Origin of the sequence: Sulfuricurvum sp., assembly GCF_049305995.1 — a bacterium.
Classification (GTDB): domain Bacteria; phylum Campylobacterota; class Campylobacteria; order Campylobacterales; family Sulfurimonadaceae; genus Sulfuricurvum.
Genome location: NZ_JBAQPS010000084.1, coordinates 1 through 6,844, shown reverse-complemented (window position 1 = coordinate 6,844; position 6,844 = coordinate 1). Strand labels below are relative to the sequence as shown.

General features: G+C 43.6%; 9 protein-coding genes and 1 pseudogene. 9 read left to right on the top strand and 1 reads right to left on the bottom strand.

What is annotated here, in order from left to right:
* The 5 genes and pseudogenes from WA010_RS02935 to WA010_RS02915 form a co-directional block, all read left to right on the top strand.
* Window positions 1-665: pseudogene (locus WA010_RS02935) on the top strand (carbamoyltransferase HypF); the annotation flags it as partial.
* A gap of 51 nt (window positions 666-716) precedes the next feature.
* Window positions 717-1,349 (top strand): YbjQ family protein, encoded by a 633-nt coding sequence (locus WA010_RS02930; RefSeq protein WP_422555685.1) that lies wholly within the window; start codon window positions 717-719, stop codon window positions 1,347-1,349.
* On the top strand, window positions 1,346-1,753 hold the full coding sequence (locus tag WA010_RS02925) for a type II toxin-antitoxin system PemK/MazF family toxin (RefSeq protein ID WP_422555684.1): 408 nt from the start codon (window positions 1,346-1,348) through the stop codon (window positions 1,751-1,753). Before WA010_RS02930 ends, WA010_RS02925 begins: the two co-directional genes overlap by 4 nt.
* 191 nt (window positions 1,754-1,944) lie before the next feature.
* Entirely contained in the window at window positions 1,945-2,502 is a 558-nt protein-coding gene (locus tag WA010_RS02920) for a hydrogenase maturation protease (RefSeq protein ID WP_422555683.1), read from the top strand.
* Window positions 2,502-3,032 (top strand): HyaD/HybD family hydrogenase maturation endopeptidase, encoded by a 531-nt coding sequence (locus WA010_RS02915; protein WP_422555682.1) that lies wholly within the window; start codon window positions 2,502-2,504, stop codon window positions 3,030-3,032. The genes WA010_RS02920 and WA010_RS02915 overlap by 1 nt, the downstream gene beginning before the upstream one ends.
* On the opposite strand, the gene WA010_RS02910 is transcribed toward WA010_RS02915, so the two are convergent.
* Complete coding sequence (locus WA010_RS02910; protein ID WP_422555681.1) at window positions 3,013-3,714, bottom strand: transposase; 702 nt, start codon at window positions 3,712-3,714, stop codon at window positions 3,013-3,015. The genes WA010_RS02915 and WA010_RS02910 overlap by 20 nt on opposite strands.
* A 93-nt stretch (window positions 3,715-3,807) precedes the next feature.
* On the opposite strand from WA010_RS02910, the gene WA010_RS02905 reads away from it, so the two are divergent.
* From WA010_RS02905 to hypD, 4 genes are all read left to right on the top strand, one after another.
* A complete protein-coding gene (locus WA010_RS02905; RefSeq protein WP_422555680.1) occupies window positions 3,808-4,371 on the top strand; it encodes a HupE/UreJ family protein in 564 nt (187 codons plus the stop codon).
* A gap of 86 nt (window positions 4,372-4,457) precedes the next feature.
* The gene (hypB, locus tag WA010_RS02900; protein ID WP_422555679.1) at window positions 4,458-5,279 is read left to right on the top strand and encodes a hydrogenase nickel incorporation protein HypB; all 822 of its coding nucleotides are present in this window, start codon (window positions 4,458-4,460) and stop codon (window positions 5,277-5,279) included.
* A gap of 1 nt (window position 5,280) precedes the next feature.
* Window positions 5,281-5,571, top strand: coding sequence for a HypC/HybG/HupF family hydrogenase formation chaperone (locus tag WA010_RS02895; protein WP_422555678.1), 291 nt, complete (start codon window positions 5,281-5,283; stop codon window positions 5,569-5,571).
* Window position 5,572: 1 nt separating this feature from the next.
* Window positions 5,573-6,712 carry a hydrogenase formation protein HypD gene (gene hypD, locus WA010_RS02890; protein WP_422555677.1) on the top strand — a complete coding sequence of 380 codons (1,140 nt, stop codon included), beginning with the start codon at window positions 5,573-5,575 and terminating at the stop codon, window positions 6,710-6,712.
* The last annotated feature ends 132 nt before the right edge of the window (window positions 6,713-6,844 follow it).

The following is a 6,844-nucleotide window of genomic DNA, read 5'->3' as shown; positions in this document are numbered from 1 at the left end:
GTTATGAGAGAGTCGGACATCTCAAACCGTTTGCCCTCTTAGGCGGAGACAAAGCGATCAAAGAACCGAGACGGATTGCATTATCGCTGTTATTTGAGAGTTACACTCTCGATGAGGTGATGAGTCTAAAATCACCGACGGTGGAAGCCTTTTTACCCCATGAGATCCGAACTCTGCACCACATGTGGCTCAAAAATATCAACGCTCCCCGCAGTTCATCGATGGGAAGACTTTTTGATGCGGTAGCGTCATTGGGAGGGTTTGTCCAAAGCCTCGATTACGAGGGGCAGGGGGGGATGATGATGGAGTCGTTTGTGGAGGATTCCATCACCGAAACGTTTGCTTTTGGGGTGCATGAGGGTGTGATAGACCTCTCTCCTATGGTTCGAGAAATTATCGCTTTAGATGGGGATAAAACACAGATTGCCAGCCGTTTTCTATCTACTGTAGAAGCGATAATGCTCTACTATACGACACACTATCCTGAGTTTCCGGTAGTCGTCGGAGGAGGGGTATTTCAAAACCGTGCTTTGATGGGACGGCTCTATCGCCGCTTTGGTGCAGAGCGATTTTATGCTCAACAGCAAACGCCGATTAATGACGGCTCGATTGCACTCGGTCAACTGTATTATGCGATACATAATATGGGAAAATGTGCCACTTAAAGTTTGCTATAATATTCTCTATTTATTAGTAACGATTAAGGAATTAGATACATGGAACAAGAAAACACACATAATTTAGTATTTAGTAATGCCAGTAAAGAAGCTTTTTATGATTTGAAAGAGCAACTAAATGGTCAATATTCTCGATTAGGATATACAAATATTGCTATCGATAAAGAGAACTCTTTTATGATGAAAAGTAGTACTCTACAAAATTCTTATATACATTTGAAAATGAATGAAGCTAATAAAGAAATTACTATTAATTGTTTTAATACAGAAAAACCGACCTTAGTCAGTAATGGACTAATCAAAGAAGTTAAAACACTAACTCATGAAGAAATAGAAAAGTTAAAACACGATTTTTTGATTACCACAGAATTATGTACTAATTTGGAGATTATAGAACGATTAGGAATAGTTTCAGCACAATGTATATTTGGTGTTAATTTTATAAAAGATATTTTTAGCTTTGTGAGAGATATTATCGGCGGACGTATTAATTCATTAGAAGTTGGATTAGAAGAAGCTACAGAGGCTGTTTTGAATGAATTACAAGAAAAAGCTTTATTAAAAAATGCAAATGCGATTATAGGCTTAAAAATAGAACATACCTACAATAATAGTAATTCTGGAAATATTCTTTCAGTATATGCTACAGGTACAGCGGTCAAAATAAAATGACTAAACGATTTGATGAATGGAACGAAACCAAAAAAATCACTGAGTCCAGTGAGAGAAAAGTCGGGATTAAACCAAGGGAACTTTTTTGGGTGAAGATAGGGCAAAATATTGGTTCTGAAGAATATGGCAAAGGTAAGAATTTTACACGACCTGTTATCATTATCCGAAAACTAACCCATGATCTATTTTTAGGAGTGCCTACCACTACAACTGCAAAACATGATGATTATTTTCACACTTTTGAGTATAACCACGAATCAAAAGGCGAAACCAAAACAACCGCGATGGTGCTTCAAGTAAAAGTTTTTAGTACGAAGCGACTAATGAAACGAATCGGGATGATTGACAAAGAAAACTTTCAAATGATTCAGGAGAAGATAAAGAAGCTTGTTGACCCCACTTAAAAAGTGGGTGTGCCCGAAGGCGAATTGTAAAAGTATTATACACTATTTTTAAAATGGTGTCAAAATACACTATACAAGAAGCTTACGGAACGGATCCCGTACGCCGACCGACTTTAGCCGATCCACTTGATGAAAATTATAGCAAAATATAGAAAAAATATTACAAAAATTTAGAGGATAAAAGGAAACAAATGGACGCTAAAGTAGCCCTAATCGGTTCGGGGAACGCATTTTTTATGGATGAGGGGATCGGGTTGTATGCCGGTAAATACTTCAAAGAGAACTTCACCTATGAGCCGCCGCTCGATGTTGTCGATGGGGGGACGCTGGGATTTCGTTTGATGCCACTACTCCAAGAGTATGAGCATGTACTGATCGTCAATACCAGTTCCGATGATGCTTTGGCGGTGGGGACGATAGTGGTGATGAGCGGTGATGAGCTGATAGAGCATCAAGGGATCAAAAAAACGGCGAATGAAGTAGAGATTACCGAGATGCTTCAAATCTGTTCGATGGCGTCTCATTGCGCAGAGACGACAATGGTGAGCATCGTCCCTGAAGACATCATCAGTGTCTGCGTTGATATAACCCCCGCTCTTCGTGCACATTGGGAGAACTATATCGAGGTAATCGTAGAGCAACTCGCCAAATGCGGTATCACGGCTACGCTAAAAAATGAGGTTATGAGTCTGGATGAGATCATCGAGCAGTTTGCCAACCCTAGCATCGAACACTCCAAGGGTTTCTGATGCGTACGGTGGTATTGGGGGTCGGCAATGTACTCGAAGAGGATGACGGCGTCGGAATTTACGCGTGTGCCTATCTAAACGCCAACTATACTTTCACCCCCGACATAGAGATCATCAACGGTGGCGTGGAGGGGATCAATCTCCTCAATCTCTTTATGGAAAATGACCGCATCATTATCCTCGATACGATCAATCTCGACGATGAGGCAGGGAGTATCTACAATATCCCCTCGTACGAACTCAGCGGTTATGGGCTTAACAGCGGCGGAGCACATGAGGTAGGGGTTATGCAGTGTTTGGATATGATCGAGCTGATGGGGCAGAGCCTCCCCGAATCGAATGTTATCGGGATTATCCCCAAAAGTATCACGTTTCATATGGGGCTGAGCGATGAACTGAGCGAACATTTTACTAGCTATATAAATACAGTTATTAACTATTTAAAAACTATAAGTATCAGTTCTATACAGAGTGAATCACAAAAAAGTTTAGAGGAAATTATCGAAGAATTCAAATATCCGAGCCGATAGGGCGGAAATAGAGTTCTTCTAAAATTTCCGTACGTGTTTCTTTTGAAGTATTGAATTTAAACTCCGCCTCTTTGAGATAGTAGGGGAAATGCTCATTACTTACCCCTTTAAAACTGGTAATAAACTGTTCAAAATAGTGCCAAAATTTTGTGATAGCATTATCGTGTTCGGATATTTTGATGATTTTACTGGTGCGCATGAATTTCGAGAACTCTTTATGATACATGTCTTCGAGATTATCTTCGATAAATTGCTGTTTAAAGAGTCCCAGTGAGGGCATTAGCAACGTATAGACCTGATCACCGTATCCGAAGGTGAGAAAATTATGGGAATCAAAAATAGCCCTCTTGTCGTGTCGTTTGGATTTCTCGATGTAGAGGTACTCTTCGTACTGGGTTTGGGTATCTCGATGTAGGTTGTATTGGGCTTCACAATATTGGGCACAGAGATGTCGAAATTTCTGGTAATAATTCAAAACGCTTACGTAGCTAAGCCCTAAAGATTTGGATGCGGTGAGGGCATTTTCATCGCTGCAAAAGGCATTAATCGTCTTTTTGATCTGATTGATACGTGCAGGACTGTACTTTTTTTTGCATTGACTGCATTTAACGTTACCCTCACGTAACTGATACAGGGGTGAAGCACAATAGATACAGAGGGCTTTTGATGTGTTTGGTTCCATTTTTATCCAAGAAAAAAGTATTTTCAACTCTATTTTAGTTTATCTATCTATAATTATTTCTAAACTGAATAGTAATTCACAAAGGGGTTCGAAATGTTGAAAAAAGTCTTAGCCGTTGCATTGGTCGCAGAAGCGTCGTTGTTAGCCCACACAGGTCATGGTAGTGTATCAGGTTTTGGTGCGGGATTCGGACACCCGATCGGTGGAGCTGATCATATTTTGGCTATGATCGCGGTTGGTCTTTGGGCGGCTCAAATGGGAGGGCGTGTTTTGTGGGCGGTTCCTCTTAGTTTTGTGTTGATGATGCTTGCGGGTGCGGCTATGGGTGTCAACGGTATTCAAGTACCGTTTATCGAAGAGGGTATTTTAGCTTCTGTTCTCGTTTTGGGCGCATTGATCGGTTTCGGGGTGAAAATGCCGGTGGTGTTTAGCTCGGCTATCGTTGGGTTGTTCGCGATTTTCCACGGTACAGCGCATGGTGCGGAGATGCCTCTTAACGCAGGCGGTGTTGAGTATGCGGCTGGATTTGTACTCGCTACGGCATTGTTGCACATCGGCGGGATCGCTATCGGATTTGCAATGCATAAACTCTCTAAAGCCTCTCGCGTAGCAGGTGGAGCGATTGCCGCTTCAGGAGTCGCATTAGTTCTATCTTGATATACTAGCATTATTATCACTTCTCTTGTCATTCCCAATCGAGTTGGGAATGACGAACCCAAATATACTTTTTTTAGGATTTTATCATGTGCAAAGATTGCGGATGCTCCATAACGGATCACGACCACCACCATACTCATATCGACGAAAACGGCAACGAATACACTCATACCCACGACGATCATCACCATGATGACGATTCTCATACCCATCAAGCGGCGCATGAGACATTGCACCATAACCCTCAGCTCAATGATGCGAAAACGATCTCCGTCATCAAAAAGATTTTGGACAAAAATGACCAAGAGGCGCACCACAACCGTGAACATTTTAATGAGCACGGGGTATTGGCAATCAATCTTATGAGCTCACCCGGCAGTGGAAAAACAACGTTGTTAGAGAAAATGGGAACCTTGTCACCGTTTAAATTCGGCGTTATTGAGGGGGATTTGGAGACATCACGCGATGCAGATCGTCTCACCGCGGTGGGGATTCCTGCCGTGCAGATTCAGACGGGGAGTGCGTGTCATCTGGATGCGTTTATGGTACACAAAGGGCTACATGATTTGCCGCTAGCTCCGCTCGATGTCTGCTTTATCGAAAACGTCGGGAACCTCGTCTGCCCTGCGAGTTACGATGTGGGATCACATCTCAACATCGTCCTCGTCTCGATCCCTGAGGGGGAAGATAAAATCGCTAAATATCCCGTTATGTTCCGTTGCGCCGATCTGATTCTTATCACCAAAACCGATCTGTTGCCGTATTTTAAATACGACATCGAGCGGGAGAAAGCGGAAGCACGAAAGATCAAACCCAATGTCGATATTTTGGAAGTAAACATCAACGACGAAGCTTCTATCATGCGAGTAATCGAGTGGATCGAATTTAAACGAAAGATGAGAGCGTAATATGTGTTTATCTATCCCCTCAAAAGTGGTCAGTATCGACACCGAAAATAACACTGCCACCGTTGATACGATGGGTGTTCAGCGCAGTGCTGGATTGGATTTGATGGAAGAGGGAAGTGTACAAATCGGCGATTATGTACTCCTTCATATCGGATTTATCATGAACAAAATCGATGAGGAAGATGCCCTCGAATCGCTCAGGGTTTACAAAGAGATACTCGATGTGATGGATGAACAAGAACGACTAGCCGCGATAGCAGAGAGTGACAATTGTCCGAACGGCGGAGCCTGAGATGGGATTGGAACTTAAAAATCTTTATGATGATTTTCGAGATGCCGATACGATAAAAGCGTACGCGAAGATCATCGCGGAGGATGCCTCAAAGCTCCCTCACCCGATCAATATCATGGAGGTGTGCGGCGGACATACCCACACCATCATGAAATACGGTGTGTTGCAACTGCTCCCCTCCAACATCCATTTCGTCCACGGTCCGGGATGCCCCGTGTGCATCATGCCCAAAGAGCGAATCGACCATGCTTATGTGTTGAGTCAGCAACCCAACGTAATTTTGGTGACGCTGGGCGATATGATCAAAGTCCCCGGAAGCAACGGAAGCCTCCAAGATGCGCGGAGCAAGGGTGCGGATGTCCGTTTCGTCTACTCACCTTTGGATTGTCTCAAAATCGCCCAAGAGAACCCCGATAAAACGGTCATCTTCTTCGCCATCGGATTTGAGACGACGACCCCGATGACGGCCGCACTTTTGGACACAGTGATAAAACAGGATGTCAAGAATATCCTCTTGCACGTCAATCACGTTACGGTGCCCGAACCGATGCGCGCCCTGATCAGCGATGAAGCGTGTATCATCGATGCGTTTTTAGGACCTTCCCACGTCAGCGTTATCAGCGGAAGTAAAATCTACGAAGAGTTCCCGCGCGATTGGGGCAAACCCGTCGTCGTGAGCGGATTCGAGCCGGTGGACGTGATGCAGTCGATCAGCATGACCGTCAAACAATTTATCGAAAACCGATGTGAACTCGAAGTGGAGTACAAACGTGCCGTGACGCGCGAGGGGAACCTCAAAGCCCAAGCGTTGAATGATACATACTTCCAAAAAGTGGACTTTCGCTGGCGCGGTCTGGGCGACATTCCCCAAAGCGGGATGGGTCTAAAGTCAGAGTATGATCGCTACAACGCCGAGAAGATTTACGATGCCATCCTCCCAAAAGAGGAGATTGACGATCACAAACTCTGTATCTGCGGCGATATTCTCAAAGGGAAAGCTTCCCCGCCGCAGTGCTCTATTTTCGGCACGGCGTGTAAACCGAGCAGCCCTGTGGGAAGCTGTATGGTCAGCTCCGAGGGGGCATGTTCGGCGTATTATAAATATGGGAATTTGCAAGTAGAAATTCGAGATAATCTATAAAATTCTATAGTATGCTGGTATATTTTATACCAGTATATGGGGTAAATATGAAAATAAGCACATAGAAACCAATTTAAAAACGCCGAAACTTCGTAAAAAAAATCGTGTAAAAAGTATTACGGGAACGTTGCA